Genomic DNA, 26,631 nt, shown 5'->3' on the forward strand with positions numbered 1-26,631 from the left:
ATGCCGGGATTCTCTCCAAGCCCGGTCAGAACTGTTCGAAGGCCCCCGGCCTCGCGGCCGACCGACTTGACGGCATAGCAACGTGAGGTGTCTACGTTCTCATTCGCCGGACACGCGTATATGCCTTGGCCTAAGCTGCACTCAACTGTCACAGCAGTGAGGCCACGTATCAATACGTCCGGCGACCCCGAATCGTTCCGGATCCGCTCGACTTTTTTCTGAGAGGCCCCGCTGGGGGGCGCGTTGGTGTGTACGGGCGCGTGCCACGGCGTGTGGGATGCGTGTCCGAATCCGCCTTGTGTGTCAATTGGTGTCCGTTGCGGCGCAACTGAAACGACTCGTATGCCGGGATCGTCGCGTATGTCGCCAGCTCACTCCCCCGGGTGATCTGCCGCTTACCCATAGTCCGTTCGGGCCATTCAAGATTGGGCCCGAAGGGGGTGTTGCGCTGTGCCCACCTTCCGTAACGTCCTCAACTGGCGGCGGTGAATATGCCGCTGCCGCCGTGGGGGAGCCTCGATTCGGGAGAGGACGGCGCCGGTATGGGCTGGGTAACCGACTGGAGTGCGCAGGCCGCCTGCCGCACTACCGATCCGGACGAACTGTTCGTTCAGGGAGCAGCGCAGAACAGGGCCAAGGCGGTGTGCACCGGATGCCCGGTGCGGACCGAGTGCCTGGCCGACGCGCTCGACAACCGCGTCGAGTTCGGCGTGTGGGGAGGCATGACGGAGCGGGAACGCCGCGCACTGCTGCGCCGGCGGCCCACCGTGACCTCCTGGCGCCGACTTCTGGAGACGGCGCGCACGGAGTACGAGCGAGGGGCCGGCATCGTGTCCCTCGACGACGACGAGATCTACGAGAACTACGCGGCCGTGGGCTGAGCCGGCCCGGGGATCGTTCCCCGGACACGGATGTGCCGGGGCGCGGATGGCCCCGTCGGGTCAGACACCCGTCTCGGGCAGCTCGGGCCGGTCCGTCGCGAGACGGACGCCGATGTCCCGCAGGCCCGCGAGGTCGTGCACGTCGCCGGGCAGCGCGGCCACTTCGGTGACCGCCACCTCGGGATGGCGCGCGGTGAAGCGGTCACGCGTGCGCTGCTCGCGGGCGAGCAGATGCATCCGGTCCGCGTGCAGTCTCAGCAGGCCCGCGGTGAGCTGGTCGACGGATCGCTCCGGTGTGTCGTCCGGCGCGCCGGCCGTGCTCGGAGTGCCGTCTGTCGAACTGTCCGTGCTCGGTGTGCCGTCCGTTGTGCCGTCCGTTGTGCCGTCCGTTGTGCCAGGAGCCTCGGGAGAGGGCTCGGGAGGAGACTCGGGGGAGTCTGAACTGCCGTACGTGTCGGGAGAGTTACGAACTCCAGCTTTCCCGCCGTCCTGATCCACAATGCGGGGCTCCTCAAGATTTTCCCCGGCGAGATTCTCCGCGGCGGCGAGCGCCCGCTCGGCCGACAGCCGGTCGGCGCCGCTGCCGTGGACCCGGTTGAGCACCAGACCGGCGAGCGGCATGTCCTCGGCCGCCAGCCGCTCCACGAAGTACGCGGCCTCGCGCAGTGCGTCCCGCTCCGGGGCCGCGACCACCAGGAACGCCGTGCCGGGCGCCTGGAGCAGCTTGTACGTCGCGTCCGCGCGCGTACGGAAGCCACCGAACATCGAGTCCATCGCGGCCACGAAGGTCTGCACGTCCTTCAGGAACTGTCCGCCCAGCACCTTCCCCAGGACGCCCGTCATCATCGACATGCCGACGTTCAGGAACTTCATGCCGGCCCGGCCGCCGACCTTCGCCGGGGCCAGCAGGACGCGGATCAGCTTGCCGTCCAGGAAGGACCCGAGACGCTTGGGGGCGTCCAGGAAGTCCAGCGCCGAGCGGGACGGCGGCGTGTCGACGACGATGAGGTCCCAGTCGTCCCGCGCCCTCAGCTGACCCAGCTTCTCCATCGCCATGTACTCCTGCGTGCCCGCGAAGCCCGCCGAGAGCGACTGGTAGAAGGGGTTGCCCAGGATCGCCGCCGCGCGCTCGGGATCCGCGTGCGCCTCGACGATCTCGTCGAAGGTGCGCTTCATGTCGAGCATCATGGCGTGCAGCTCACCGCCCGCCGAGTCGTCGACGCCCTTCACCCGGCGCGGGGTGTTGTCGAGCGAGTCGATGCCCATGGACTGGGCGAGCCGCCGGGCCGGGTCGATGGTGAGGACGACCACCTTGCGGCCGCGCTCGGCAGCGCGCAGCCCCAGGGCCGCCGCCGTGGTCGTCTTGCCGACCCCGCCCGAGCCGCAGCACACCACGATGCGGGTCTTCGGGTCCTCCAGCAGCGGGTCGACGTCGAGCACACGCGCGGGGGAGAGGCGCCGCGCGCCCTCCTGGTGACGCGCGGCCGGGTCCGGGCTCGGGCTCATGCGATCCCCTGCTTCCGCAGCTCGGTGGCCAGTTCGTACAGGCCCGCCAGGTCCATGCCCTCGGCGAGCAGCGGGAGTTCGTGCAGCGGCAGGTCCAGCTCGCCGAGGGCACCCCGCTGCTCCTCCTCCAGCGCGTACCGCTCGGCGTACTCCTCGGCCTGCGCCAGCAGCGGATCCACCAGCCGCTCGGCGTGCCCGCCCCGCCGCGCCCCGCCGAGCCCGGCACCGGACAGGGACCGGGCGAGTGCCGTACGCGGTGTGCTCCGTACGAGTTCCAGTTCGGTGGCGTCCAGCACCTCGGGCCGGACCATGTTGATCATGACCCTGCCCACCGGGAGCCGCGCCGCCCGTAGCTCGGAGATGCCGTCCGCGGTCTCCTGGACCGGCATCTCCTCCAGCAGTGTCACCAGGTGCACAGCGGTCTCCCGCGATTTCAGCACCCGCATCACGGCCTGCGCCTGATTGTGTATCGGGCCGACCTTCGCGAGACCGGCCACCTCGTCGTTGACGTTGAGGAACCGCGTGATGCGGCCGGTCGGCGGGGCGTCCATGACGACGTAGTCGTACGCGAACCGTCCGCTCTTGTCCTTGCGCCGCACCGCCTCGCACGCCTTGCCGGTCAGCAGGACGTCTCTGACACCCGGCGCGACGGTGGTCGCGAAGTCGATCGCCCCGAGCTTCTTCAGCGCCCGTCCGGCGCTGCCCAGCTTGTAGAACATCTGGAGGTAGTCCAGAAGCGCCAGTTCGGGGTCGATGGCGAGGGCGTACACCTCCCCGCCCCCGGGAGCGACGGCGATCTTCCGCTCCTCATAAGGCAGCGCTTCGGTTTCGAAGAGCTGCGCGATGCCCTGGCGACCCTCGACCTCGACGAGAAGCGCGCGCTTCCCCTCGGTGGCCAGGGCCAGCGCGAGGGCCGCGGCCACCGTGGTCTTGCCGGTTCCGCCCTTGCCGCTGACGACCTGGAGCCTGCTCACGTATTCGAGCGTAACCAGTCCGCGCGCCGAGTACGCCCGCGGCTGTGGACAACGTCGCCGCGGTCGGCCCGCGGAGGGGCTCCGGGCAACGGCTAGAGTCGGCCACATGACCAAGTGGGAATACGCAACCGTGCCGCTGCTCGTCCATGCCACGAAGCAGATTCTGGACACCTGGGGCGAGGACGGCTGGGAGCTCGTCCAGGTCGTGCCCGGGCCGAACAACCCCGAGCAGCTCGTGGCCTACCTGAAGCGGGAGAAGCAGGCATGAGCGCCGTCGAGGCGAAGCTGGCCGAGCTCGGCCTGACGCTGCCCGAGGTCGTCCCGCCGCTGGCCGCGTACCAGCCGGCCGTGCAGTCCGGCCCGTACGTCTACACCTCGGGCCAGCTGCCCATGGTGGAGGGCAAGCTTCCGGTCACCGGCAAGGTGGGCGCCGAGGTCACGCCGGAGGAGGCCAAGGAACTGGCGCGCACCTGCGCGCTGAACGCCCTGGCCGCCGTGAAGTCCGTCGCCGGTGACCTCGACCGCATCGCGCGCGTGGTGAAGGTCGTGGGCTTCGTCGCCTCCGCGTCCGACTTCACCGGCCAGCCGGCCGTGATCAACGGCGCCAGCGAACTCCTCGGCGAGGTGCTGGGCGACAAGGGCGTCCACGCCCGCAGCGCGGTCGGCGTGGCGGTACTGCCGCTGGACGCGCCGGTGGAGGTCGAGGTCCAGGTGGAGCTCGTCCAGGCGTAGGCGCGAGGGCGAGGGCGAGGGCGCCGGGCGAGGGCGCGTTGCCGGGACGGCAACAAACCTCGCCCTCCTCGCTCCGCCCCCGCAGGATCGGGTTCGGCGCCCCGTACGGGACGCGGCCGGCCGTGTTCGCCGGCTCCGCCCCGTACGGACGCCGAACCGACCGCGTGCGCAGGAGGAGCCATGCCGCAGGAGCCCGTGACCGCTCGACACCCTCTGACCCCTCACCGGCCCGTGCACCGTACGGTGCCCTCGCCGGCCGGCCGGATCCACCTGGTGGAGCAGGGCAGCGGGCCGCTGGTCCTGCTCGTCCACGGCTTCCCCGAGTCCTGGTACTCCTGGCGCCGCCAGCTCCCCGCGCTGGCCGCCGCGGGCTTCCGCGCCGCCGCGATCGACGTGCGCGGCTACGGACGCTCCTCCAGGCCCGACGCGGTGGCGGCGTACCGGATGCTCGACCTGGTGGCGGACAACGTCGCCGTGGTGGAGGCGCTGGGCGAGCGGTCCGCCGTGATCGTCGGCCACGACTGGGGCTCGACCATCGCCGCGCACTCCGCGCTGCTGCGGCCCGACGTGTTCCGCGCGGTCGGCCTGCTGAGCGTGCCGTACACCCCGCCCGGCGGGCCGAAGCCCAGCGAGGTCTTCGCCGGCATGAGCGACCCCGCCGGCCCCTTCGCCGGGCAGGAGTTCTACGTCTCCTACTTCCAGGAGCCCGGCCGGGCCGAGGCGGAGATCGAGCCCGACGTACGCGGCTGGCTCGCCGGCTTCTACGCCGCCCTGTCCGCCGACACCATGCCCGCCCCCGAGGCACCCGACCCGCACTTCGTCGCCCCCGGCGGCAGACTGCGCGACCGGTTCCCGTCCGGCGGACGGCTGCCGTCCTGGCTGACCGAGGAGGAGCTGGACGTGTACGCCGGGGAGTTCGAGCGCACCGGTCTGACCGGCGCCCTCAACCGCTACCGCAACATGGACCGGGACTGGGCCGACCTCGCCGATCACCGGGGAGCCCCGATCACCCAGCCGTCCCTGTTCCTCGGCGGCGGCCGGGACGCCTCCACCACCTGGCTGTCCGACGCGATCGAGGCGTATCCCACCACCCTGCCCGGCCTGACCGCCGCGCACCTCCTCGACGGCTGCGGCCACTGGCTCCAGCAGGAGCGTCCGGAGGAGACGAACCGGCTGCTCACCCAGTGGCTGACCGCCCTGCCCTCCTGACGCCCGTACGGCCCCGGGAGCCACTCGAACATCCGCCCGTCACCGGATAGCCTCCGGCCATGGCGAACGGTCAGGCGAATGATCAGGCGGGTGCTCGGGCGGGTGCTCGGGCGAACGGTCAGTGGTACCCACCTGAGTGGCCGGACCGCATCCGCGCACTGGCGGCCGGCGAGCTCACCCCCGTCACCCCCAAGCGCGCGGCCACCGTCATGCTTCTGAAGGACGCCGGTACCGGCCCCGCCGTGCACATGCTGCGGCGCCGGACCTCCATGGCGTTCGCCGGGGGCGCGTACGCCTATCCGGGCGGCGGGGTCGACCCGCGCGACGACGACCGTGACATCGGCTGGGCGGGTCCCACGCGCGCGTGGTGGGCGGACCGGCTCGGCGTCGACGAGGCGGGCGCCCAGGCGATCGTCTGCGCGGCCGTACGGGAGACGTACGAGGAGGCGGGCGTCCTGCTCGCCGGCCCGACCGGCGACTCGGTGGTCGGCGACACGACCGGCGCGGACTGGGAGGCGGACCGCGCCGCCCTGGTCGACCGTGAGCTGTCCTTCGCGGAGTTCCTGGACCGCCGGGGCCTCGTCCTGCGCTCCGACCTGCTGGGCGCCTGGGCCCGCTGGATCACCCCGGAGTTCGAGTCCCGGCGCTACGACACCTGGTTCTTCGTGGCCGCCCTCCCCGAGGGGCAGCGCACCCGTAACGCCTCCACGGAGGCCGACCGCACGGTGTGGGTCACCCCGGCCGAGGCGGCGGCCGGGTACGACAAGGGCGAGCTGCTGATGATGCCGCCGACCATCGCGACACTGCGCGCCCTCGCGGCGTGCGGTACGGCGGCCGAGGCGCTGGCGTCGGCTCCGGACCGCGACATGACGCCCGTGCTGGCCCGGGCACGGCTCGTCGGCGGCGAGATCGTGCTCTCCTGGCCGGGGCACGACGAGTTCACCAAGCACGTACCGAGCACGGATACGGCCGCGCCTTCCGGTCCGGCGCCGGCGACACCTTCCGACCCGACCGGGGGAGCCCCCGCATGACGGACGCAGCAGCACTGCCCGGACAGCCGCGCGGCGGCGTCCTGTCGGGCCCGGCGACCGCGCGCGCGGTGAACGTCCTGGCGCCCAACGCCTCCGCGATGACCCTGGACGGCACGAACACCTGGATCCTCGCCGAACCCGACTCCGACCTGGCCGTCGTGGTCGACCCCGGCCCCCTGGACGACATCCACCTGCGGCACGTCGTGGACACGGCCGAGCGGGCGGGCCAGCGCGTCGCGCTGACGCTCCTGACGCACGGTCACCCGGACCACGCGGAGGGCGCCGCGCGCTTCGCCGAGCTGACGCGGACGAACGTACGGGCCCTGGACCCGGCGCTGCGGCTGGGCGGCGAGGGGCTGGCCGCCGGTGACGTGATCGAGGTCGGAGGTCTGGAGCTGAGGGTCGTACCGACCCCCGGGCACACGGCCGACTCCCTGTGCTTCCATCTCCCGGTCGATCAGGCGGTCCTGACGGGCGACACCATCCTGGGGCGCGGTACGACGATGGTGGCCCACCCCGACGGCCGTCTCGGCGACTACCTGGACTCCCTGCGCAGGCTCAGGTCGCTCGCGGTCGACGACGGGGTGCACACGGTGCTTCCGGGCCACGGCCCCGTCCTGGAGGACGCGCAGGGCGCCGTGGAGTACTACCTCGCGCACCGCGCCCATCGCCTCGCCCAGGTCGAGACGGCCGTCGAGGACGGCTACGGGACGCCGGGCGAGGTCGTCGCCCACGTGTACGCGGACGTCGACCGCTCACTGTGGCCGGCGGCGGAACTGTCGGTGCGGGCGCAGCTGGAGTACCTGGGCGAGCACGGGCTCATCCAGCTGCCCGACTGACGTCTGCCCTACTGAGGCCTACCCGACCGAGGTCGCCCGATCGAGGTCGCCCGATCGAGCCGCGTCAGCGGGAGCGCTTGGCCAGCCGCTCCACGTCCAGCAGGATCACCGCGCGGGCCTCCAGACGGAGCCAACCGCGCTGGGCGAAGTCCGCGAGCGCCTTGTTGACCGTCTCGCGGGACGCGCCGACCAGCTGGGCCAGCTCCTCCTGCGTCAGGTCGTGCACGACGTGGATGCCCTCCTCGGACTGCACGCCGAAGCGGCGGGACAGGTCCAGCAGGGCGCGGGCGACACGGCCGGGGACGTCCGAGAAGACGAGGTCGGACATGGCGTCGTTGGTCTTGCGCAGGCGGCGCGCGACGGCGCGCAGCAGTGCGGTGGCCACCTCGGGGCGGACGTTCAGCCAGGGCTGGAGGTCGCCGTGCCCGAGGGCCAGCAGCTTGACCTCGGTCAGCGCGGTGCCGGTCGCCGTGCGCGGGCCCGGGTCGAACAGCGACAGCTCGCCGATCAGCTCGCTGGGGCCGACGACGGCCAGCATGTTCTCGCGTCCGTCGGGGGACGTGCGGTGAAGCTTGACCTTGCCCTCGGTGACCACGTAGAGGCGGTCTCCCGGGTCCCCCTCGTGGAACAGTGTGTCGCCGCGGGCGAGGGTCACCTCGCTCATGGAGGCGCGGAGCTCCGCGGATTGCTCGTCGTCGAGCGCCGCGAAGAGCGGGTTGCGCCGCAGAACGTCGTCCACGAGTTCTCTCCTTGTCGACCGGCTCAGAGGATCATGTTCCCCCGGTGTACCAGGGGTCCGTGGTGCCCATTTTGCCGGACAGTCCAAACAGTGTGATCTGTCACAAGGATGCCGCACTGGTGTCCTGGGGTACGCGGCAGGGGTCCAATTGGACGCCGATCTTCGGGGTCCGGGGCAGATGTCGGTGCCGGGCCGTAGGCTGGCCGGGTGTCCAAATCGCCGGTGAGAGCACAGGCCGAGGGGGCTGCGCGGGTGGGTGTACGTCGCGATTCCGCTGTGGGCGAACAGGGCCCTGATGGCGGTAGGAAAACGGCGAAAGCGACAAAGAAGGCGGCACCTGCCAAGAGGGTGACCGCGCAGGAGGGTGCCGTGAAGAAGACCGAGAAGAGCCTCAAGAAGCAGGCGCCCGCCAAGAAGCCCGCCGTCGCCCCGAAGAAGGCCGCCGCCGCCGTCAAGGGCGTCGACCCGGCGAAGACCGTCGCCCCGAGCACGCCGCGCGGCGAGTCGCGCACCGCGCTGGTCCGCCGCGCCCGCCGTATCAACCGCGAGCTCGCGGAGGTCTACCCGTACGCGCACCCGGAGCTGGACTTCGAGAACCCGTTCCAGCTGGTCGTGGCCACGGTGCTGTCCGCCCAGACCACCGACCTGCGCGTCAACCAGACGACACCCGCCCTCTTCGCCAAGTACCCCACCCCCGAGGACCTGGCCGCCGCCGACCCCGAGGAGGTCGAGGAGATCCTGCGCCCGACCGGCTTCTTCCGGGCCAAGACCAAGTCGGTCATAGGCCTGTCCAAGGCCCTGGCGGAGGACTTCGGCGGCGAGGTCCCCGGGCGCCTCGAAGACCTCGTCAAACTGCCCGGCGTCGGCCGCAAGACCGCCTTCGTCGTGCTCGGCAACGCGTTCGGCCGGCCCGGCATCAGCGTGGACACGCATTTCCAGCGCCTGGTGCGCCGGTGGCAGTGGACCGCCGAGACCGACCCGGACAAGATCGAGGCCGCCGTCGGCGCGCTCTTTCCCAAGAGCGACTGGACGGACCTCTCCCACCACGTGATCTGGCACGGCCGCCGGATCTGCCACGCCCGCAAGCCCGCCTGCGGTGCCTGCCCCATCGCCCCGCTCTGCCCGGCGTACGGCGAGGGCGAGACGGACCCGGAGAAGGCGAAGAAGCTGCTCAAGTACGAGAAGGGCGGCTTCCCCGGCCAGCGTCTGAACCCTCCGCGGGCCTACCTGGAGGCGGGCGGGAAACCGGCGCCGCCGCTGGGGGCGGCCGGGTGACGGAACGATCTCGGTGGCGTCGGGCGTTGGAATCGGCAGAACGGGGGTGGCTATGACGCGGGCGAGCGACACACAGGGGCACATCCGGGGCGGGATCCTCAGCAAGGAGGGTCTGCCGGGCTGGCTGAATCCGGTGGTGCGGGCGGTCGAGACGGTGCGCCCCGACCAGTTGAGCCGCTTTCTGCCACCGGAGGACGGAGCCGGGCGCCAGTCCGCCGTCCTGATCCTCTTCGGCGAGGGCGAGGCCGGCGGCGGCCCCGAGCTGCTGCTCATGGAGCGGGCCGGCTCCCTGCGCTCGCACGCCGGTCAGCCGGCCTTCCCGGGCGGCGCCCTCGACCCCGAAGACGGCGATCCGCTGGGCGACGGGCCGCTGCGGGCCGCCCTGCGCGAGGCCGAGGAGGAGACCGGACTCGACCCGGCCGGCGTGCAGCTCTTCGGTGTCCTGCCCAAGCTCTACATCCCGGTCAGCGGCTTCGTCGTCTCACCGGTCCTGGCCTGGTGGCGCGAGCCCACCCCGGTGGGCGTCGTCGATCCGAACGAGACGGCGCGCGTCTTCACCGTCCCCGTGGCGGATCTCACGGACCCCGCCAACAGGGTCACCACCATCCACCCGAGCGGTCACCGGGGTCCGGCATTCCTGGTCGAATCGGCGCTCGTGTGGGGCTTCACCGCCGGCATCATCGACCGGTTGCTGCACTTCGCGGGCTGGGAGCGGCCCTGGGACAGGGAGAAGCAGGTCCCGCTGGACTGGCGGTCATGACAGGGTGACCGGTGTGAGCGTAGGACGACAAGGCGGGGCCTGAATCGGTGAACGTGCTGGACATCCTGTTGCTGCTGGCCGCCGTCTGGTTCGCGATCGTCGGCTACCGCCAGGGCTTCGTCGTCGGCATCCTGTCGGTGACCGGTTTCCTCGGCGGCGGGCTCATCGCCGTCTATCTGCTCCCGGTGGTCTGGGACGCCCTGACGGACAACGCGGAGGTGAGTACGACCGCGGCCGTCGTCGCGGTCGTCGTCGTCATCGTCTGCGCCTCCGTCGGCCAGGCCCTGACCACGCACCTCGGCAACAAGCTGCGCCGGTACATCACCTGGTCCCCGGCCCGCGCCCTGGACGCCACCGGCGGCGCCCTGGTCAACGTCGTGGCGATGCTCCTGGTCGCCTGGCTGATCGGCTCCGCCCTCGCGGGCACCACGCTGCCGACACTCGGCAAGGAGGTCCGCAGCTCCACCGTGCTGCAGGGCGTCTCCAGGGCGCTGCCCGCACGGGCCGACACCTGGTTCGCGGACTTCTCCTCCGTCCTCGCGCAGAACGGCTTCCCGCAGGTCTTCAGCCCTTTCTCCAACGAGCAGATCCCCGAAGTCCAGCCGCCCGACCCGGCGCTGGCGAACAGCCCGGTCGCCACCCGTGCCAAGCGCTCCATCGTCAAGGTGATGGGCACCGCCCCCGACTGCGGCAAGGTACTGGAGGGCACCGGCTTCGTCTTCGACGACCGCCGCGTCATGACCAACGCCCATGTCGTGGGCGGCGTCGACGAGCCCACGGTGCAGATAGGCGGCGAGGGCAGGAAGTACGACGCGACGGTCGTCCTCTACGACTGGCGGCGCGACATCGCCGTACTGGACGTGCCGGAGCTGAACGCACCCGCGCTGCGGTTCACCGACGAGGACGCGGCCCGCGACGACAGCGCGATCGTCGCGGGCTTCCCGGAGAACGGGGCGTACGACGTCCGGGCCGCGCGCGTGCGCGGGCGCATCACGGCCAACGGCCCGGACATCTACCACCGCGACACCGTCCGCCGCGACGTCTACTCGCTGTTCGCGACCGTCCGTCAGGGCAACTCCGGCGGCCCGCTGCTGACGCCCGAGGGCGAGGTCTACGGCGTGGTCTTCGCCAAGTCCCTGGACGACGCCGAGACCGGCTACGCGCTCACCGTGGACGAGATCCGCGAGGACATCGCCAAGGGCCGCACCGCGAACCAGCAGGTGGACAGCGACAGCTGCGCTCTCTAGGAACGGGAACGCTGGGGCGCGTGTCGCGCGGGCGTCGGCTCGGTCAGCTCACGCCGCGTGGATGGCGCAGGCGCACGGAGACCCAGCGGGCCCGGCGGCGCAGGATGCGCGGAATGCCCACCCGTAGGTCCGCACCCGCCAGTTGCGGGGTGCCTCCTCGTCGGTGGGTGCTGCTCACGCCGCTCGTGGAGCGGCCGTCGCGTGCTACGTCACTGTAGTCGTGCGTCCAGCCCATAACCGGACGTGTGCCCCCGCCTGAAGGTCGATAACCGTTCTCAGGGCGCCCAATTGGCCTATGCGTCGGGCAAGTGGCCGTTCATAGGACAAGCGTTCAAGTTGGGATACCGGGAGCGTTCGTTCGGTCACCGATCGGGTTCGGGATCCTTCAGCCAATTGATCAGTTCGGTGGAGAACGCGACCGGATCCTCTTCGTGCGGGAAGTGCCCGAGACCGTCGAACAGCCGCCAGCGGTAGGGCGCTTCGACATACTGCCCGGACCCGGCCGCGCTCCGCGTCCGCATCACGGGGTCCAGCGAACCGTGCAGATGCAGGGTCGGCACGCGCACCGGCCGCTTCATCCGGCGGTAGAACTGGATGCCGTCCGGACGCGCCAGGGAGCGCACCATCCAGCGGTACGGCTCGACGGAGCAGTGTGCCGTGGAGGGGATGCACATGGCCCGGCGGTAGATCTCCACCGCCTCGTCGTCCAGGGGACGCGGCCCCGACCAGTCGTGGATCAGCCGGCCGACCAGCGCGCCGTCGTCCGCGGTCAGTTGGCGCTCCGGGATCCAGGGGCGCTGGAAGCCCCAGATGTACGACCCCGCCCGGGTCTGACGGACGTCCCCGAGCATCGCCGAGCGCCAGCGCCGGGGATGCGGCATGGACGAGACCGCGAGCCGCCGCACGAGCTTGGGCCGCATCGCGGCGGCCGTCCAGGCCAGGTAGCCGCCCAGGTCGTGGCCGACCAGCGCGGCGTCCGGCTCGCCGAGCGAGCGGACCACGCCGGTGATGTCGAGGGCGAGGCCGGCGGGGTCGTAGCCGCGCGGGGTGCGGTCGCTGCCGCCGACGCCGCGCACGTCCATGGCGACGGCGCGGAAACCGGCGTCCGCGAGTGCCACCAGCTGGTGCCGCCAGGTCCACCAGAACTGGGGGAAGCCGTGCAGCAGCAGTACCAGCGGCCCGTCACCCAGTTCGGCGATGTGGAAGCGGGCGCCGTTGGCGGCGACGTCCCGGTGGGTCACCTCGCGCCCGCCCGGGATGTCGTGCCGTACGACCGAGGTGGGTTGTTGCGCCGAGGGGGATTGTCCCGAGGGGTGCCCCGAGGAGGAGTGCCCCGAAGGGGACTGTTCCGAAGGGGACTGTCCCGGAGGGATGGAGGAGCCCGTCATGAGGACGAGCGTGCCACAGCCTCGATGGCTTCGGGGGACCGGTCCGCGGGCAGTTCCGGCCGCGGGTGCGGCTTGGCGTTCTGCAGGACGCCCGCCGACTGCTTCACGGACGCGGCGACCTTCTGCGGGCCCTTGCCCTTCTTGGCCTTCTTCGCGAAGACGATGCCGATCAGCGCGAGGAGGGCCGCGAGGAGGACGTTCGCCGCGAAGGACAGCAGGAAGCAGACCGCCAGGTTCCAGTCGCTCCAGGTCCGGATGGCGTAGGCCAGCGCGAAGCTCAGCATCGGCAGCGAGAACAGGAGAACGGCCCCGGCCAGCGAGAACGCGCCGCCGCTCGTCGCCCCGCGCTTGACGTCCTGCCTCAGCTGCGCCTTGGCCAGCGCGATCTCGTCGTGCACGAGCGCCGACATTTCGGTGGTCGCCGAGGCGAACAGCTGTCCGATGCTGCGTTCGGTGCCGACCGGGCTGCCGTCGGGTGCGCTCATCGCGGTCTCCCTCTTCTACTGGCTCATCTGCGTACGGTTCCGTGGCGCTCGTGTGCCGCCCGCCTACTGCGGCCCGACCGCGTCCGGTCCGTCTTTTGTACCGTCTCGTCAGATCATGCCGGACGGTCGCCCTCATCGCCTGCCCCGCCGGTCACTTCGGCAAGCCCGTGGCGTTCCTGGGTCTTCTCCTGGGCGAGCCGGCGGTGCTCGGCGGCCTTCTTCTCGTGGATGGCGGCCATGCGCAGGTGGTACGCCGGGTCGTCCTCCTCGTAGATGTCCGGGATGCCGCTGAGGTCCTCGTCGCGCTCCTCGGCCTCGGTCATGCGCCGGTACTTGGCGTTCCGTACCTTCAGCAGCACCGTGGCCAGGAGCGCCGCCATCAGGGAGCCGGTCAGGACGGCGGCCTTGACCTGGCCGGTCATCGCCGCGTCGCCCTCGAAGGCCAGCTCGCCGATGAGCAGCGAGACGGTGAACCCGATGCCGGCCAGGGTCGCCACCGCGAAGACGTCGGCCCATTCCAGGTCATCGCTGAGCGAGGCCCGGGTGAAGCGCGCCGTCAGCCAGGTGCCGCCGAAGATGCCCAGTGTCTTGCCGACCACGAGCCCGAGCACGACGCCGAGGGTCTCCGGCTTGGTGAACACGTCGGCGAGCGCGCCGCCCGAGAGCGCGACACCCGCGCTGAACAGTGCGAAGAGCGGTACGGCCAGGCCCGCCGACAGGGGGCGCACGAGGTGCTCGATGTGCTGGCCCGGGGAGTGCTGCTCGCCCTCACGGGTGTGGCAGCGCAGCATCAGGCCCATCGCGACGCCGGCGATGGTGGCGTGGACGCCGCTGTTGTACATCAGTCCCCAGATCACGAGGCCGAGCGGCACGTACACGTACCAGCCGCGTACGCCCTTGCGGAGCAGCAGCCAGAAGACGCCGAGACCGACGACCGCGCCGCCGAGCGCGGCGAAGTTGAGCGACTCGGTGAAGAAGACCGCGATGATCAGGATCGCGAACAGGTCGTCGACGACGGCGAGGGTCAGCAGGAAGGCGCGCAGGGCGCTCGGCAGGGACGTACCGATGACGGCCAGTACGGCGAGGGCGAACGCGATGTCGGTGGCGGTGGGCACGGCCCAGCCGGCCAGCGAGCCGCCGCCGGCGGTGGCGGTGACGGTGTAGACGAGCGCCGGTACGGCCATGCCGCACAACGCCGCCACCACCGGGAGCGCGGCGGCCTTCGGGTCCTTCAGGTCACCGGCGACCAGCTCGCGCTTCAGCTCGATGCCGGCGACGAAGAAGAAGACCGCGAGCAACCCGTCGGCGGCCCAGTGCGCGACCGACAGGTCCAGGCCGAGGGCCTCGGGACCGAAGTGGAAGTTGCTGACGCTCTCGTAGCTGTCGCTCAGCGCCGGTATGTTCGCCCACACCAGCGCGGTGACCGCGGCGATGAGCAGCAGGACACCGCCGACCGTCTCGGTGCGCAGCGCTTCCGCGACGTAGTTCCGCTCCGGGAGGGACAGACGCCCGAAGGCTTTGCGGGGGGTGCGGGGCGCGGTCACGGGGAGAACCTCCGGTTGGTGGGCAGCACGAAACGCTTGCCGACCAGACTTCCCGGCACACCATGAGGATCTTCGAGAGGGGTTTCTTCGAGGATCTTGTTGAGTCTCTTACGCGTTCCTTAGCCTACCTAACCTGCGGCACGGGCGCCGGGTGATCTCCGCGACGGTGCGTAATGGGGCACTCCGCGCGAAAAGGGCACCCGGCGTGGTTCTCGCCGGGTGCCCTCGGAGCAGGTGGCTCAGTCTTCGCTGGACGCCGTCGGGAGCTTCGTCTGGATGAGGTCCATGACGGTGGAGTCGGTCAGGGTGGTGACGTCTCCGAGCTGCCGGTTCTCTGCGACGTCGCGCAGCAGGCGGCGCATGATCTTGCCGGAGCGGGTCTTGGGCAGTTCGGCCACCGGCAGGATCCGCTTGGGCTTGGCGATGGGGCCGAGGGTGGCGCCGACGTGGTTGCGCAGGTCGGCGACCAGGTTCTCGGTCTCCGCGGCCGAGCCGCGCAGGATCACGAAGGCCACGATGGCCTGCCCGGTCGTCTCGTCCGCCGCGCCGACCACGGCCGCCTCGGCGACCGACGGGTGGGAGACGAGGGCGGATTCGACCTCGGTGGTGGAGATGTTGTGCCCGGAGACGAGCATCACGTCGTCGACGCGGCCCAGCAGCCAGATGTCGCCGTCGTCGTCCTTCTTGGCGCCGTCGCCCGCGAAGTACTTGCCCTCGAAGCGCGACCAGTACGTGTCGATGAACCGCTGGTCGTCGCCCCAGATGGTGCGCAGCATCGACGGCCACGGCTCGGTGAGGACCAGGTAGCCGCCACCGCCGTTCGGCACTTCGCCTGCCTCGTCGTCGACGACGGTGGCACAGATGCCGGGCAGCGCGCGCTGGGCGGAGCCCGGCTTGGCCTCCGTGACGCCGGGCAGCGGTGTGATCATCATCGCGCCGGTCTCGGTCTGCCACCAGGTGTCGACGACCGGGGTGGCGTCGGCGCCGATGTTCTTGCGGTACCAGACCCAGGCCTCGGGGTTGATCGGCTCGCCGACCGAGCCGAGGACGCGCAGGGACGACAGGTCGAACTTCGCGGGGATGTCGTCGCCCCACTTCATGAACGTCCGGATCGCGGTGGGCGCGGTGTAGAGGATGGAGACCTTGTACTTCTGCACGATCTCCCAGAAGCGGCCCTGGTGCGGGGTGTCCGGGGTGCCCTCGTACATGACCTGCGTCGCGCCGTTGGCGAGCGGGCCGTAGACGATGTACGAGTGCCCGGTGACCCAGCCGACGTCGGCGGTGCACCAGAAGACGTCGGTGGCCGGCTTGAGGTCGAAGACCGCCCAGTGCGTGTACGCCGTCTGCGTCAGGTAGCCGCCGGAGGTGTGCAGGATGCCCTTGGGCTTACCCGTCGTACCGGACGTGTACAGGATGAACAGCGGGTGCTCCGCCTCGAACGCCTCCGGCGTGTGCTCGGCGGACTGCCGCTCGACGGTCTCGTGCCACCACTTGTCGCGGGAGTCGTCCCAGGCGACGTCCTGGCCGGTGCGGCGGACGACGAGTACGTGCTCGACGATGCCGGCGCGCTCGGCGGCCTCGTCGACGGCCGGCTTGAGCGCGGACGGCTTGCCGCGCCGGTAGCCGCCGTCGGCGGTGATGACGACCCGCGCGTCGGCGTCCTGGATGCGGGTGGCGAGGGCGTCGGCGGAGAAGCCGCCGAAGACCACCGAGTGGGCGGCGCCGATCCGGGCGCAGGCCAGCATCGCGATCGCCGTCTCGGGGATCATCGGCATGTAGACGGCGACTCGGTCGCCCTTGCGCACGCCCAGCTCCAGCAGGGCGTTGGCGGCCTTGGAGACCTCGTCCTTGAGCTGGGCGTAGGTGAGGGCGCGGCTGTCGCCGGACTCGCCCTCGAAGTGGATGGCGACCCGGTCGCCGTTCCCGGCCTCCACGTGCCGGTCCACGCAGTTGTAGGCGACGTTGAGCTTGCCGTCCTTGAACCACTTGGCGAACGGCGGGTTCGACCAGTCCAGGGTCTCGGTCGGCTCCTCGGCCCAGCTCAGCCGGCGGGCCTGCTCGGCCCAGAAGCCGAGCCGGTCGGCCTTGGCCTGTTCGTACGCCTCCGCCGTGACGTTGGCGTTCGCGGCCAGGTCGGCGGGGGGCGCGAACCTGCGCTCTTCCTTGAGCAGGTTGGCCAAGGATTCGTTGCTCACGACATCTCCCATTCTCAGGGTTGTCCGTTGTGTCCCAGGCCACAGCTCATCAGACCCGGGGGGCCGATGACAAGGGTCGACGGGCAATTGGTTTAGACCTGTCTGACACTCGCCTGACTTCGTGGCCAGTGGTCATCCGTACCCACGGACGCCGACGGCGCGGGGTTCAGTGTCTGTAACACCGCTCACACTCCCCGCGCCTCGGCTCGCCGTAGTGCTCAGGCGGTCAGGCGGTCAGGTCGGTCTCCAGCACCAGCTCGAACACCCCGTCCCCGGCGTCCTCGGAAAGCAGGTACGCCTGGGCCTCGCCCACGTGGAAGTACATGCCGTGCAGCTCCAGGTCGCCCGCGCCCAGTGCCCGGGACACCGCGTCGTGGGCACGCAGGTGCTCCAACTGCTGGACCACGTTGGCCAGGCAGAGCTGCTCGGCCGCGTCGGCGGGCCGGCGTCCGGCCAGGCGGGTCCGGGGCGTCTCGTCCTCAGGCATGCGTTGCAGGCTCGGCAGCCCGTGCCGCAGCCACCGCTTGAGCGGGGTCTGCGCGCCCCCGGGCTCGGCGCTGAGCAGCGCCTGCATGGCCCCGCAACCGGAGTGCCCGCACACCGTGATGGACCGAACCTTCAGGATGTCCACCGCGTACTCGATCGCGGCGGCCACCGAGTCGTCGCCGCTCTCCTCGCCGGGCAGCGGCACGAGGTTGCCCACGTTGCGCACGACGAAGAGGTCACCGGGGCCGCTGGAGGTGATCATCGACGTGACCACCCGGGAGTCGGCGCAGGTCAGGAACAGCTGGGAGGGCTGCTGTCCTTCGCGGGCCAGCCGGGCCAGCTCACCGCGCACCAGCGGGGCGGTGTTGCGCTGGAACGCGCTGATGCCACGGGCCAGTTCCCGTCCGCTGGGTCCGTTGGGGCTGCTCGGTCTGCTGGGCGCGCCGGCCGTGCCGGCCGTGCCGGCCGTGCCGGGCGTGCCGGGCGTACCGGCCGTGCCGGGCGCGTTGGGCCGTCCGGCAGGTCCGTTGGTTTCGTGGGATCCGTGGGATCCGTGGGATCCGTGGGATCCGTGGGATCCGTGGGATCCGTGGGGTCCGTTGGTTCCGCTCGGTCCGGTCGCCGCGTCGGCGTTCGCGCCGGAGGCGTCCCGCCGGTCCGTGCCGGGCGGGGGTGCCGACTGCTGGGGTGCCGGCCGCGGGGGCTCGCACTGGTGATTGCGCCAGGGTGTCCAGGGGCGGCAGCGGCAGCCGTCCAGGTCGGCCGGTTCGGAGATGCGGGTGCCGGGCCGGCGGCCGGTGATGTCGACGGAACCGCCCTGCGCGGTGTGCGTCCGCTGCCAGTCCTGCAGCGTCTCGTACGCCGCGTGGTCCATGAACGAACCGTCCAACGCCACGACGGCATCGGCCCCTTGGGGCACATGGTGCAGGACCCGGCTGAGCCTCGGCACCGCGAGGAAGGTCAACTGGCCTCGGACGTGTACGTGATGGACTCCTTCCGTCTCGTCGTGCGTGATCCGGGTGCGGGTCAGGCGGTGCAGGGCGACGCCGACGGCCACGGCGATGCCCAGCGCGACGCCCTCCAGGACCCCGAGGAACACCACGCCGCAGGTGGTGACCGCGTAGACCAGCACCTCACGGTGGCGGGTCACCGTGCGGATGTGGTTCAGCGACACCATCTTGAGGCCGACGGCCATGACCAGGGAGGCGAGCGAGGCGAGCGGGATGAGCTCCAGGGCCGGGACCATCAGCAGTGCGGCGATCACTACGAGAACGCCGTGCAGCATCGTGGAGTTCCGGCTGACGGCGCCCGCGGCCACATTCGCGGAACTGCGCACGGCCACACCGGCGATGGGCAGCCCGCCGAGCGATCCGGAGACGATGTTGGCGGCGCCCTGGCCGAGCAGCTCGCGGTCCAGGTCGGAGCGCTTGACGCGCCCGGTCAGACCGGGCCGGGCGGCGGCCAGCTTGTCCACGGCGACCGCGCCGAGCAGGGACTGCACACTGCACACCAGCGTGGTGGTGAGGACGGCCGCGACGAGTCCGAGCACCGGGCCGTCGGGCAGCGTGGCCAGAGCGTGGCTGCTCCAGGACGGCAGGTCGACCTTGGGCAGGCGGAGCCCGGCGAAGGCCGCGACCGCGGTGGCGCCGGCGACGGCGATCAGGGCGGCGGGGAGCTTGCCCAGGAGCCGGCCGGCCCGGCCGGGGACGCGCGGCCAGAGCAGCAGCAGGGTCAGGGTCAGCACGCTCACCGCCACGTCGGCGGGGCGCAGGTTCGCCAACTGGGCGGGCAGCGCGACCAGGTTGTCGGGCACGGAACTCTGCGGGGTGCCGCCGAGGACGATGTGCAGTTGGGCGACGGCGATGGTGACGCCGATGCCGGCAAGCATGCCGTGCACGATGGCGGGGCTGACGGCGAGCGCGGAGCGTGCCACGCGCAGACAGCCGAGGCCCAGCTGGGCGAGCCCGGCGAGAACGGTGATGGCACAGGTCGTACGCCATCCGTAGCGCACGATGAGGTCGGCGGTGACCACGGTGAGTCCGGCGGCGGGGCCGCTGACCTGGAGCGGGCAGCCGCCGAGCCGGCCGGCGACGATCCCGCCCACGGCGGCGGCGACGAGGCCGGCCTGGAGCGGGGCGCCGGTGGCGAGGGCGATGCCGAGAGAGAGGGGCAGGGCGATCAGGAAGACGGCGATCGACGCCGAAAGGTCGGCGCCGGCGACGCGGAAGCGCCGGGGGCCGCCGGGCGGCGGGCTGTGAGGTGGGTGGACGTGCTCGGTGCGGGCCGAATCGGCGCGGGCGGGGACGCAGGCAGACATGTTTTCCCGTCTCCTCCGGGGCTGCGCGGTCGCGGTCATGGTCGGTCCCCCGCTGGACGGGGGCGGTTCGCGGCCGTGGGTCACGGCGTACAGCGGCGGGATGCCCGAGCGCTCGGTTGTTGCGCTCTGTAAACAGATCGTAATGCAGAGTAAAGAAGAGGCATAGACATTACCCGCGAATGGAGTAATAGACCGCTCAACGGGGTGAATCGAGCTTTTCATCGGCTTGTCGTACTAATTCCTTCTCGCATTCGTGCCACCTTGACGGCGCTGACGGCACGTCCCGGCTCAGCACCCGACATCGCCCTCGTCGGCGTTGGCCCGAGAGAAGGAAGAAGGTGGGCGGAACATGGCCGCCACCCGCAGGATCGCCGCGCGCACCGCGATCGCCGTCGCGGTCTGCGCCGCGTCGCTCGCCGGTTGCGCGATCGGCAGCAGTAACGGTTCCGGCGAAGGGACGCACGGTCCGCAGAAGGAGAAGGGGAAAGCGGCACCGGCGCCCAAGAACGCGGTCCGGCTCATCGGCGACGGATCCACCGCCTACACCGGAGCCCAGCCGCACCTGCCCCGCCCCGAACGCCTCAAGCCCGGGCAGAAGCCCCCGCAGTTCGTGGTGTTCTCCTGGGACGGCGCGGGCGAGGACAGCCAGCAGCTGTTCTCCCACTTCCGTGAAGTGGCCAAGGAGAACGACGCGACGATGACGTACTTCCTGAGCGGCGTGTACATGCTGCCGAAGGAGAAGCGGGACCTGTACCGGCCGCCGCAGCACTCCCCGGGCCGCTCCGACATCGGCTTCAACGACGAGGAGGGCATCGCCGACACCGTCAAGCAGCTGCGGCTGGCGTGGCTGGAGGGCAACGAGATCGGCACCCACTTCAACGGCCATTTCTGCGGGCCCGGCGGCGGGGTCGGCGAGTGGTCCGTCGAGGAGTGGAAGGACGAGATCAACCAGGCCAAGCAGTTCGTGAAGACCTGGAAGACCAACACCGGGGCGAAGAACGCGGCACCCCTGCCCTTCGACTACGACAAGGAGCTGATCGGCGCCCGCACCCCGTGCCTGGAAGGCCAGAAGAACTTCGTGCGGGCCGCGAGTGAGATGGGCTTCCGCTACGACAGCAGCGGCGTGAACAACCAGGTCTGGCCGAAGAAGAAGCAGGGGCTGTGGGACCTGTCGATGCAGCTCGTGCCGTTCCCCGGGCACACCTTCGAGCAGCTCACCATGGACTACAACTTCATGGTCAACCAGTCGGGCACCACCACCCAGGGCGACCCGGACAAGCACGAGCTCTGGGGCGACCAGATGCGCGACGGCCTGCTCCAGGGCTTCCAGCGGGCCTACGACGGCAACCGTGCGCCTCTGATCATCGGCAACCACTTCGAGTCCTGGAACGGCGGCACCTACATGCGTGCCATCGAGGAGGTCATCGAGGGGGTGTGCACCAAGGACGAGGTGCGCTGCGTCTCCTTCCGGCAGCTCGCGGACTGGCTGGACGCCCAGGACCCGAAGGTGCTGAAGAAGCTGCGCACCCTGGACGTCGGTGAGGCCCCGAAGAAGGGCTGGGCGTCCTTCCTCTCGGCCGCCCCCGCACCGGCGCCGAAGGGCGTGCCCGGGGCGCCGGCCGCCAAGCAGTAGCCGAGGCGGCGGGAGCGGTGAGGGCGCCGTCACGCCGGGGCGACGACTCCCTCGCCGAGGACGAACCCGGGGTCGACCTGCGCCGCCAGGTCGGCCCCGGTGCGCTCGTTGCCCCAGCTGTGGGCGTTCTTCACGTGGAAGTGGACCATCTGGCGCGTGTAGCGCTCCCGGTCCCGCAGCTCGTACGTCGCGTCGACGGCCGTGTGCAGGACGCCGAGCGCACGGCGGTTGGCGTCCTCCAGGAGCTCGAACCGAGGTGGCCGGCCCTTCTCCATGGCACGCACCCAGTCCGAGTGCCCGACGGTCACCAGCAGGTCGTCCCCCACCTGTTCACGGAGGAAGTCGAGGTCGTCCGGCCCCTGCACCTTGTTGCCGACGACCTTCAGGGCGACACCGAAGTCGCGGGCGTACTCCTTGTACTGGCGGTAGACGGAGACCCCCTTCCGGGTCGGCTCGGCGACGAGGAACGTGATGTCGAAGCGGGTGAACATGCCGGAGGCGAACGAGTCCGAGCCGGCGGTCATGTCGACCACGACGTACTCGTCACGGCCGTCGACCAGGTGGTTCAGGCACAGCTCCACCGCTCCCGTCTTGGAGTGGTAGCAGGCGACTCCCAGGTCGGCGTCCGTGAAGGGCCCGGTGACCATCAAACGGACGGCCCCGCCGTCCAGTTCCATCGGCCGGGCGCAGGCGTCGTAGACCGGGTTGTCCTCGCGTACCCGCAGCAGGCGCGAGCCCTCGCCGGGTGGGGTGGTTTTGATCATCTTCTCGGCGGAGGCGATGCGCGGGTTGGTGCCGCGCAGGTACTTCTTGATCAGCGGGAGGTGCTCGCCCATCGCGGGCAGCCCGGCCGCCTCCGCCTCGTCGAGCCCCAGCGCGGCCCCCAGGTGCTGGTTGATGTCGGCGTCGATCGCGACGACGGGTGCCCCGGTGGCGGCGAGATGACGGACGAACAGGGAGGACAGGGTGGTCTTGCCGCTGCCGCCCTTCCCGACGAAAGCAATTTTCATGTTCACCAAGCGTAGTAGCGCGGTAGCTGTAGGTCGCACGAGAGTCCGTGGCTACGTGAAGAAGACCACTCGTTCGTGGGGTGTGGCGCCGGGATGCGTAGGGTCGTACTCATGAGTACGACAGGCGCGACCGCCGATCCGCTCGCGGCCCTGGGCGCACTGCCCGGCGTGGCCGAGTCCGTGGAGTCCGTACGCAAGGCCGTGGACCGGGTCTACGGCCACCGGGTCATGCGGCGCCGCAGCAACGAGATCACCTCCGAGGCGGCCCTGCGCGGCGCCCGGGGCTCGGCGGCGCTGTCCGGGGCGGACTGGGCCCTGGAGGAGGTGCGCAGGCGGACCGACTTCAGTGGCGACGACGAGGCGCGTGCGGTGGGTGCGGCCCTGCGGCTGACCGCCGAGGCGGGCCAGCTGCTGTCCATCTGGCGGCAGTCCCCGCTGCGGGTTCTGGCCCGGCTGCACCTGGTGGCGGCCGCGGACAAGGCCGACCAGGTGGGACGGCCCCGCCAGGAGGGCGAGCCGGTGGACGAGCCGCTCGTGGAGCTGCCGCTGCCCGGCGCCGAGGAGGCGCACGGCCGCCTGGACGGCCTGGCCGCGCTGGTCATGGCGGGCGGGTCCGCGCCGGCGCTGGTGACGGCGGCCGTCGTGCACGGCGAACTCATGGCGTTGCGTCCCTTTACGACGCACAACGGTCTGGTCGCGCGCGCGGCCGAGCGCATTGTTCTGATCAACAGCGGTCTGGACCCGAAATCGGTCTGTCCGGCCGAGGTCGGCCATGCCGAGCTGGGACGCGCGGCCTACTTGGCGGCGCTCGACGGCTATGTCTCCGGGACCCCGGAGGGCATGGCCGCCTGGATCGGCCACTGCGGCAGGGCGGTCGAACTGGGCGCGCGCGAGTCGACGGCGGTGTGCGAGGCGCTCCAGCGCGGAGCGGCGTAAGAGGGCGCGAGAGAGGCGTACGGGAGCGCAGGAGAGGCGTACGAGCGGCGTACGAGACGGAGAAATGCGGCGGTACGACTGCTCGTACCGCCGCTGGCACGGCCACCGGGTTACCAGGCGTCCTCGATGTGTTGCCCATCAGGTCGGGAACTTTGCCCGTCACCTGGTGCGGCTGGCCCGTAATCGACGGGTCGACGTCGCGTGGGTGCCCGATGTTCATGCTCGGTCCGTGGGGCCAAATGCGTTCTTAAGGTGATCCTTTCGGATGTCCCTGGTCTCGCGGGCCGTTGATTCCTTTGTACTCCTGCCCCGAAGCAAGCGGAAGTGCCGACCGCACTTCTTTACTTTTGCGCTCATACGCGGGTGAAAGGGTGGATCCGCTTCGGCGGGTTCAGGCCGCTGCGGACCGCCGTCGGCTCGCGTACCAGACGAGGCCCGCGGTGGCCGCGGCGGCGCCTATCGCGGCGGCGGCGACGAGCGCCGGGCGCGGGGGCACCGAGAAACCACGGATCCGTTGCTTGAGCCGTACCGGACGGTGGAAATCGAGAATCGGCCACTCGCGCGCGAGAGCCTCGCGGCGCAGAGCCCGGTCCGGGTTCACCGCATGAGGATGTCCGACTGACTCCAGCATCGGCAGGTCGGTCGCCGAGTCGCTGTAGGCGTAGCAACGGGTCAGGTCGTACCCCTCGGACTTGGCCAGCTCCCGGATCGCCTCCGCCTTGGTCGGGCCGTACGCGTAGTACTCCACCTCTCCCGTGAAGCAGCCGTCGTCGCCCACGATCATGCGGGTCGCCACCACCCGGTCCGCGCCGAGCAGCTCACCGATCGGCTCGACGACCTCGGCGCCCGACGTGGAGACGATCACGACGTCGCGGCCGGCGGTGTGATGCTCCTCGATCAGTGAGGCGGCCTCGTCGTAGATGATCGGGTCGATCAGGTCGTGCAGGGTCTCGGCGACGAGTTCCTTGACCAGCTGGACGTTCCAGCCGCGGCACAGCGCGGAGAGGTACTCGCGCATCCGCTCCATCTGGTCGTGGTCGGCTCCGCCCGCGAGGAAGACGAACTGGGCATATGCGGTACGCAAGACTGCCCTGCGGTTGATCAGCCCGCCTTGGTAGAACGACCTGCTGAACGTGAGCGTGCTCGACTTCGCAATGACCGTCTTGTCCAGGTCAAAGAAGGCGGCTGTGCGGGGCATGGAGTGCCGCAAGGAGTGGGGCAAGGAGTGGTTTTCCACGACCCCGAGCATAGGCGCAGCCCATTCGGCGTAAGGTGGGGCGCGTGGGTTTGCCTGAGATGGCTCTCGGGTACACCATGGAAGTCACGGATCGTTCGCGACCGTGCTAACCCGGTCCGACTCCTCCCCCCCCGAGTCGGCCGTGGAGACGACCCCCGCTCTCCCCCCCGGCGGGGGTCGTCGCATGTCCGGGTGGGTTTTTCCTCTCCTCCTGTCCCCGGTTTCGGGTTGTGGTGCCGCGAACTCGCGGCGATATGTCATGTGCATGACTGCCTACGCAGAGTAGTTGTCGGACTGCTCTGCGGAAGTCGTACACGGGGTGGAGCGGAGCGCGTCGGGGCTCACCGGTTTGAGTGACGCGATATTCACAATCGTTGAGTTGTCCACAGTTTTTGACCAAGATCCACACGATTTTCCGGATCGCTGCACCGTGATTCCCATGCGTCCGGGCGCGGCACCGACTTCCACGGCCGGTTTCGTTTGCCGGATGCGTATGGCCGGGTTCGACCGATGTTCAAGCCGACGTGCAAGTCGGTGTCCAAGTCGGGCGTTCACGTCGGCCGTTCATGTGGGGACCGTTTGCCGGTTCTTCACACGGTTGGGAATCGCGGGGCCGCAAGGGCTGCGCGAGGTCACAGAAGTCGGGCGCGACCGCGGGAGTCGCGGCGAAGGGGGACGCGAGTCATGACCGGAACCATCACCCACGATCCGCCGCCCGCCGCCGGAGGGCGGCAGAGCGGACCACTGATCGTCACCGAGGACAACGAACTCCTCGACGACCTGCTGCGCCTGTGCGCGGCGGCCGGCGCCACGCCGGAAGTGCACCACTCGGTGCCCGCGGTGCCCTCTGCCTCCGGACCGCGGGGTGGCTGGGAAACCGCGCCGCTCGTGCTCGTCGGCGACGACGCCGCGCGACGTGTACGCGGGGCCGTGCGGAGACGAGGAGTGGTCCTCGTGGGCCGTGACCAGGACGATTCGGGGGTCTGGCAGCGGGCCGTCGAGATCGGCGCCGACCACGTCCTGATGCTGCCCGACGGCGAACAGTGGCTGGTCGACCGTATCGCCGACGTCGCCGAGGGCGTCGGCCGGCCCGCTCTCACCGTCGGCGTCATCGGCGGCCGAGGCGGCGCCGGAGCGTCCACGCTGGCCTGCGCACTCGCCGTCAGCTCCGCACGAGAGGGGCTGCGCAGCCTCCTGGTGGACGCCGACCCGCTGGGCGGCGGCCTCGATGTGCTCCTCGGCGGGGAGACGGCCGAGGGGCTCAGGTGGCCCGCCTTCGCGGCCTCGCGGGGGCGGGTCGGCGGTGGCGCCCTGGAGGAGTCGCTGCCCGAGCTGCACTCACTGCGGGTGCTCAGCTGGGACCGGGGCGACTGCGTCGCGGTGCCGTCCCAGGCCGTACGGGCGGTGCTCGCGGCGGCCAGGCGCCGCGGCGGCACGGTCGTCGTCGACTTGCCGCGCCGGATCGACGACGGCGTCGCCGAGGTCCTCGCCCAGCTCGACGTCGGACTCCTCGTCGTCCCGGCCGAATTGCGGGCCGTCGCGGCGGCCGGCCGGGTGGCCACCGCGGTCGGCATGGTCCTGCGCGACCTCCGGGTCGCGGTACGCGGGCCGTACGCCTCCGGACTCGACGACCGCGAGGTGGCCCGGCTGCTCGGACTGCCCCTGGTCGGCGAGGTGCCCGTCGAGTCCGGGCTCCTGCGCGCCACCGAGAGCAGGCGCCCCCCGGGAGCGTCCGCACGCGGGCCGCTCGCGCGCTTCTGCAGGGAGTTCTGGGAGCGGGCGCTGGTGGAGACGGGAGGGGACGCATGAGGGCGCTGACGGGATCTGAGAGGGCGACCGGTGGCGTGTGGGCCGGCGCGGCGAGCGGTGAGAGGGGGGTCGACGTGGGTGCGGGGGTGTCTGCCCGGGCCCCCGGGGCGCCCGAAGGGCGGTCTGCGGGAGAGGGCCCGGGCGGCCGGACTTCCGGGACGCCCGCGGGGTCGGCTGCGCGGATGGTCCCGGGCTGGGTTTCTCGGGCGTCCCCTGGAGGGGCTTCCACTTGGTCCGCGGGGTCGGCTGTTGGACGGTTTCCCGGGACGGCCGTGGGACGGTTTCCCGGGACGGCCGTGGGACGGTTCCCCGGGACGGCCGTGGGACGGTTTCCGGGTTCGGCTGTTGGACGGTCCCCGGGGGCGGCTTCCGGACGGACGTCGACGGCGACCTCCGGA

Annotated in this window: 23 protein-coding genes; 12 read left to right on the forward strand and 11 right to left on the reverse strand. The window is 71.0% G+C overall.

Translation table 11 applies throughout. From position 1 onward, the window contains the following. Positions 1-542: 542 nt before the first annotated feature. Entirely contained in the window at positions 543-881 is a 339-nt protein-coding gene (gene wblA / locus ACFCZF_RS30130; RefSeq protein ID WP_375923958.1) for a transcriptional regulator WblA, read from the forward strand. A 60-nt stretch (positions 882-941) separates the two neighbouring features. Here the strand turns inward: wblA and ACFCZF_RS30135 are convergent, their stop codons facing one another. After that, entirely contained in the window at positions 942-2,387 is a 1,446-nt protein-coding gene (locus ACFCZF_RS30135; RefSeq protein WP_376674309.1) for an ArsA family ATPase, read from the reverse strand. Beyond that, positions 2,384-3,361 carry an ArsA-related P-loop ATPase gene (locus tag ACFCZF_RS30140; RefSeq protein ID WP_375923954.1) on the reverse strand — a complete coding sequence of 326 codons (978 nt, stop codon included), beginning with the start codon at positions 3,359-3,361 and terminating at the stop codon, positions 2,384-2,386. The genes ACFCZF_RS30135 and ACFCZF_RS30140 overlap by 4 nt, the downstream gene beginning before the upstream one ends. Positions 3,362-3,467: 106 nt before the next feature. On the opposite strand from ACFCZF_RS30140, the gene ACFCZF_RS30145 reads away from it, so the two are divergent. From ACFCZF_RS30145 to ACFCZF_RS30165, 5 genes are all read left to right on the forward strand, one after another. Then, the gene (locus tag ACFCZF_RS30145) at positions 3,468-3,629 is read left to right on the forward strand and encodes a DUF4177 domain-containing protein (RefSeq protein WP_003975360.1); all 162 of its coding nucleotides are present in this window, start codon (positions 3,468-3,470) and stop codon (positions 3,627-3,629) included. After that, positions 3,626-4,093: a RidA family protein gene (locus tag ACFCZF_RS30150; protein WP_210964067.1), complete on the forward strand. Its 468-nt coding sequence runs from the start codon at positions 3,626-3,628 to the stop codon at positions 4,091-4,093. The genes ACFCZF_RS30145 and ACFCZF_RS30150 overlap by 4 nt, the downstream gene beginning before the upstream one ends. A 180-nt stretch (positions 4,094-4,273) precedes the next feature. After that, on the forward strand, positions 4,274-5,302 hold the full coding sequence (locus ACFCZF_RS30155; protein WP_376674310.1) for an alpha/beta fold hydrolase: 1,029 nt from the start codon (positions 4,274-4,276) through the stop codon (positions 5,300-5,302). Between the two features lie 59 nt (positions 5,303-5,361). After that, entirely contained in the window at positions 5,362-6,333 is a 972-nt protein-coding gene (locus tag ACFCZF_RS30160) for an NUDIX hydrolase (RefSeq protein WP_375923946.1), read from the forward strand. Then, on the forward strand, positions 6,330-7,172 hold the full coding sequence (locus ACFCZF_RS30165; protein ID WP_376674311.1) for an MBL fold metallo-hydrolase: 843 nt from the start codon (positions 6,330-6,332) through the stop codon (positions 7,170-7,172). Before ACFCZF_RS30160 ends, ACFCZF_RS30165 begins: the two co-directional genes overlap by 4 nt. Before the next feature lie 64 nt (positions 7,173-7,236). Here ACFCZF_RS30165 and ACFCZF_RS30170 read toward each other — a convergent pair whose 3' ends face one another. Then, the gene (locus ACFCZF_RS30170) at positions 7,237-7,911 is read right to left on the reverse strand and encodes a Crp/Fnr family transcriptional regulator (RefSeq protein ID WP_003975365.1); all 675 of its coding nucleotides are present in this window, start codon (positions 7,909-7,911) and stop codon (positions 7,237-7,239) included. A gap of 348 nt (positions 7,912-8,259) precedes the next feature. Here ACFCZF_RS30170 and nth point away from each other — a divergent pair, with 348 nt between their 5' ends. Genes nth through ACFCZF_RS30185 form a run of 3 tightly spaced genes read left to right on the forward strand, consistent with a single transcriptional unit; the run spans position 8,260 to position 11,193 of the window. Then, positions 8,260-9,186 (forward strand): endonuclease III, encoded by a 927-nt coding sequence (gene nth, locus ACFCZF_RS30175; protein WP_376674312.1) that lies wholly within the window; start codon positions 8,260-8,262, stop codon positions 9,184-9,186. A gap of 52 nt (positions 9,187-9,238) precedes the next feature. Beyond that, on the forward strand, positions 9,239-9,946 hold the full coding sequence (locus tag ACFCZF_RS30180; RefSeq protein ID WP_376674313.1) for an NUDIX hydrolase: 708 nt from the start codon (positions 9,239-9,241) through the stop codon (positions 9,944-9,946). A 47-nt stretch (positions 9,947-9,993) separates the two neighbouring features. Further along, the gene (locus tag ACFCZF_RS30185; RefSeq protein ID WP_376674314.1) at positions 9,994-11,193 is read left to right on the forward strand and encodes a MarP family serine protease; all 1,200 of its coding nucleotides are present in this window, start codon (positions 9,994-9,996) and stop codon (positions 11,191-11,193) included. Between the two features lie 43 nt (positions 11,194-11,236). Here the strand turns inward: ACFCZF_RS30185 and ACFCZF_RS30190 are convergent, their stop codons facing one another. From ACFCZF_RS30190 to ACFCZF_RS30215, 6 genes are all read right to left on the reverse strand, one after another. Then, complete coding sequence (locus ACFCZF_RS30190) at positions 11,237-11,428, reverse strand: hypothetical protein (RefSeq protein ID WP_121748302.1); 192 nt, start codon at positions 11,426-11,428, stop codon at positions 11,237-11,239. A 127-nt stretch (positions 11,429-11,555) separates the two neighbouring features. Then, complete coding sequence (locus ACFCZF_RS30195) at positions 11,556-12,581, reverse strand: alpha/beta fold hydrolase (protein ID WP_376674315.1); 1,026 nt, start codon at positions 12,579-12,581, stop codon at positions 11,556-11,558. After that, positions 12,578-13,066: a phage holin family protein gene (locus ACFCZF_RS30200; protein ID WP_375923934.1), complete on the reverse strand. Its 489-nt coding sequence runs from the start codon at positions 13,064-13,066 to the stop codon at positions 12,578-12,580. Before ACFCZF_RS30200 ends, ACFCZF_RS30195 begins: the two co-directional genes overlap by 4 nt. 113 nt (positions 13,067-13,179) lie before the next feature. Beyond that, the gene (gene nhaA, locus ACFCZF_RS30205) at positions 13,180-14,610 is read right to left on the reverse strand and encodes a Na+/H+ antiporter NhaA (protein ID WP_376674316.1); all 1,431 of its coding nucleotides are present in this window, start codon (positions 14,608-14,610) and stop codon (positions 13,180-13,182) included. A gap of 239 nt (positions 14,611-14,849) precedes the next feature. Beyond that, positions 14,850-16,805, reverse strand: coding sequence for an acetate--CoA ligase (gene acs, locus ACFCZF_RS30210; RefSeq protein ID WP_376674317.1), 1,956 nt, complete (start codon positions 16,803-16,805; stop codon positions 14,850-14,852). Positions 16,806-17,031: 226 nt separating this feature from the next. After that, positions 17,032-19,608: a SulP family inorganic anion transporter gene (locus ACFCZF_RS30215; protein WP_376674318.1), complete on the reverse strand. Its 2,577-nt coding sequence runs from the start codon at positions 19,606-19,608 to the stop codon at positions 17,032-17,034. Positions 19,609-19,957: 349 nt separating this feature from the next. On the opposite strand from ACFCZF_RS30215, the gene ACFCZF_RS30220 reads away from it, so the two are divergent. After that, positions 19,958-21,241, forward strand: coding sequence for a hypothetical protein (locus tag ACFCZF_RS30220; RefSeq protein ID WP_376674319.1), 1,284 nt, complete (start codon positions 19,958-19,960; stop codon positions 21,239-21,241). Between the two features lie 29 nt (positions 21,242-21,270). On the opposite strand, the gene ACFCZF_RS30225 is transcribed toward ACFCZF_RS30220, so the two are convergent. Continuing rightward, a complete protein-coding gene (locus tag ACFCZF_RS30225) occupies positions 21,271-22,251 on the reverse strand; it encodes an ATP-binding protein (RefSeq protein ID WP_376674320.1) in 981 nt (326 codons plus the stop codon). A 111-nt stretch (positions 22,252-22,362) separates the two neighbouring features. On the opposite strand from ACFCZF_RS30225, the gene ACFCZF_RS30230 reads away from it, so the two are divergent. After that, positions 22,363-23,187 carry an oxidoreductase gene (locus ACFCZF_RS30230; RefSeq protein WP_376674321.1) on the forward strand — a complete coding sequence of 275 codons (825 nt, stop codon included), beginning with the start codon at positions 22,363-22,365 and terminating at the stop codon, positions 23,185-23,187. Positions 23,188-23,578: 391 nt separating this feature from the next. Here the strand turns inward: ACFCZF_RS30230 and ACFCZF_RS30235 are convergent, their stop codons facing one another. Beyond that, positions 23,579-24,436 (reverse strand): HAD family hydrolase, encoded by an 858-nt coding sequence (locus tag ACFCZF_RS30235; protein ID WP_376674322.1) that lies wholly within the window; start codon positions 24,434-24,436, stop codon positions 23,579-23,581. 672 nt (positions 24,437-25,108) lie between these two features. Between ACFCZF_RS30235 and ssd the strand changes: the two genes are divergently transcribed. Further along, positions 25,109-26,233, forward strand: coding sequence for a septum site-determining protein Ssd (ssd, locus tag ACFCZF_RS30240; protein ID WP_376674323.1), 1,125 nt, complete (start codon positions 25,109-25,111; stop codon positions 26,231-26,233). Positions 26,234-26,631 lie beyond the last annotated feature (398 nt).

The organism is Streptomyces sp. NPDC056296, from assembly GCF_042268605.1.
In the GTDB taxonomy this organism is placed as follows: Bacteria; Actinomycetota; Actinomycetes; order Streptomycetales; family Streptomycetaceae; genus Streptomyces.